Here is a 2,838-nt window from a genome sequence, read left to right as displayed (position 1 = left end):
CCGACGACGGCGACAACCTGCCCGCCCAACTCAAGCATTGCGCCAGTCCGGGGTCGGGCATTCAGATCGTGCGCACCCAGCCACAAGAGAACGCCGACAAGACCATCAAGAGCGTCTACTGGCAGGCCACCAGCTTCGCGCGCAATTACATCTACATCGAGAACCAGTACTTTTACTACGAGAGCTGGGTGCGCCATCTCAAGAAGATGCGAACCGACTTCATGAACGGCGTTCAGCAGGCCGGCGCATCACCGCAGCAGAGCAAGCTCCTGCACCTGATCGCCGTCATCCCCTGGCCCGAGGACGACGGCATGGTTCCCCGGACCTACGACATGGTCAAAAGCCTGGGCGAGGCCGCCAGCATGCCGAATCAGAAAAAGGCCATGGAAGCCAGGGAGGACGAATGGAAGCGCTGGGAGGCGCTGCCGGCGGACAAGCGCATGGACCCTGACAACGCGCCCGCGTGGAGCCCGGTGTACGACAGTGCGCGACAAGTCAAGGAGCCCGACAAGAACCACGAGACCGGTGAGCTCAAAGACCTGGGCCTGAAGGTGCTGCTCGCGCGGCTGGTCACGCAGAACAGGGGCAAGCCCATGCCCAGGCCCGAGCAGGACTTCCGGCAGATCTACATCCACAGCAAGCTGATGCTCATCGACGACGCGGTCTTTACGCTGGGCAGCGCCAACTTGAACGTGCGCAGCATGGCGGTGGACAGTGAGCTCAACATGGTCACGGATGACCATCTGAAGGCCAAGGATCTGAGGCAGCGCGTGTGGGCGATGCATGCGGGGGGATTCAATGAATCGTCTGGAGGCGAAGGTGGGCCGACCGCAACCAAGGACGCCTTCAAGGACTGGCAAAGTGTGATGAAGGACAACAAGGAGGCGATGCGCACCCATGGCTCTATCACTGGGTTTGTCGTTCCCTTCAACGACGAACGCGAGATCCATTTCCGCCACGGCTAGGGGCTGCCAATGATTCGTCTCGCGCTCCTTCTTCTCACCTGCCTGCTCACCCTCACTGCCTGCCCCATGTCTCAATCCAGTCCATTGCCGCGCAACATGTCCCTGAAGGCCTTCGACCCGCACCGCAAGGACTTCGTGTGCAAGCACGAAGCCGACGCGGTGCCGCCCATCGATGAGCAGGCCGAGGCATGGTTCCAGGAGGGTCTGCGCGTGACAAGCCGCGACCTGTGGCCCAACCAGCGCAACTACCCCAAGGCTGTGGAGCTGTGGCAGAAGGCCGCCGGGCGCAAGCACTGGAAGGCCATGATGAATCTGGCCGGTGTGCTGATCGAGGGCGACGGCACGGAGCAGTACGTGGTGGTGCCGGACACCGAGCGAGCCATCCAGATCGTGGAAGAGGCGATGAAGCTGGGTATTCCGGCGGCCTTCGATGCGATGGGCACATACCACCAGCGAGGGCTGGGCGTGAAGGGCGACGCCAGCCGTGCCTATGCCTTCTGGGAATTGGCGGCAGACATGGGCAGCCCGAGCGCGCAGGCGTTTCTGGGCTATGACCTTTCGGCAGCCTATGACAACCCGAAGGAGCGATTTTGGGATAACCGTCCTGTGGGCTTGAAGATGCTGGAGTGCTCGTTTGCCCAGGGAAACGGGAACGGCGCCGACAAGTTGGCCCTAGTCAACAAACGAGACAAGACTCCAGAAGGATGGGTTCGGACAATACGCGTGCTACACGAAGGCGTTAAGTTTGGCAGCGAGGATTGTGCGAACGCTCTTTCCACGATCTTTCGTGGTGCATACATGCAGAAGGGAGGACCGTCACGCGATCCGGGCCGCGCTGAACGCTACGGTGCCTTGGGAGACGCGCTATACATCAACCCCGACCTGCGTCTCCCCAACCTCGACAAGGTCCTGCCGCTGCCACCCGCCAAGCTCCCCCAGTGGGACATGAGCGATCCGCAGACCCTGATCGACGCAGCCAAGCAAATCATTCCTGCTCCTGCGGTTCAGCCCACCCCGGGCTCGCAGCACACCGGCCGTGCTCACATCCCGCAGGGCTATGCGTTGCCGCAGACGCCCCTGATCCCCGCCGCCGAGTGGCACGGCAAGTTCGACCGCCGCCAGGCGCAGATGACACCTCTGCCCGATGGGCAGACAGCGCTGTACTCCGGCTATTGGCTCGCCCAGTTGACCCAATCCGTGCGCGAGTTCCAGCGCGAGTGGAACAGCCGTCAGGTGCCGCTGCGCTATGCGCAAGGCGAAGCGTTCGATACGCCCGACCGCCGCAGCCTCGGCGAGTACGCCAAGGTACTGGGCGTGCAATGGCACTACATGGGCGAGCCGGTCAAGCTCGCCGACCCTGCGCCGCCCATCGAAGTCGCACGCGGCATCGCCCGCATGAGCCGCATCCCGATGCCGCTGGTCATCTGCCGGGGTGGCCGGCCCTGCCCGCGCACCGGCATCTGGGAGCCTCAAATCGAAGGCGATCACGTGCTCGCCACGGTGTTTCATGACGTGAACCGTCAGGCCTACGTCGACAAGGGCCAGCCCTTCCCCGATCCGCGCGACATGCATCTGGACATCGACGCCAACCGGGTTCAGTGGCTATGGGCCGACAACGCCAACCAGCCCGCCCCCGTGGGCAAGCAGATCGCGCTGACCGATCTGCACGACGAGCAGGGCAAGCCGCTGGCTTGATGAATCGACACATGCGCTTATCTCGTCTTGTCTGCCTTCTGGCTGTATGCGTCTCGGTGTTCATCGCCTACGGCATCGACGACCAAGGGAACGACGCGTGAGTACCCAGAACCCCAACACCGTTCACGTTGACGAGCGCCGTCGCATTGCCGACTTCACCGTCCAATGGCGGCTGGAA

General features: G+C 62.9%; 2 protein-coding genes. Both read left to right on the top strand.

Annotated features, from left to right (window positions below; all coding sequences use genetic code 11):
- On the top strand, nt 1-965 hold a 965-nt coding region (locus tag WKW80_RS37020), incomplete at its 5' end, for a phospholipase D-like domain-containing protein (RefSeq protein ID WP_340368531.1).
- A 9-nt stretch (nt 966-974) separates the two neighbouring features.
- Entirely contained in the window at nt 975-2,660 is a 1,686-nt protein-coding gene (locus tag WKW80_RS37015) for an SEL1-like repeat protein (RefSeq protein WP_340368530.1), read from the top strand.
- Nucleotides 2,661-2,838 lie beyond the last annotated feature (178 nt).

Source organism: Variovorax humicola, from assembly GCF_037889915.1.
Classification (GTDB): Bacteria; Pseudomonadota; Gammaproteobacteria; order Burkholderiales; family Burkholderiaceae_C; genus Variovorax; species Variovorax humicola.
Note: the sequence above shows the minus strand (reverse complement) of the source record. Positions and strands in the feature narration are given on the sequence as shown.

What these genes read in the sequence shown, in the direction of transcription:
- WKW80_RS37015 (WP_340368530.1), top strand. Translation starts at nt 975, where the DNA reads ATGATTCGTCTCGCGCTCCTTCTTCTCACCTGCCTGCTCACCCTCACT.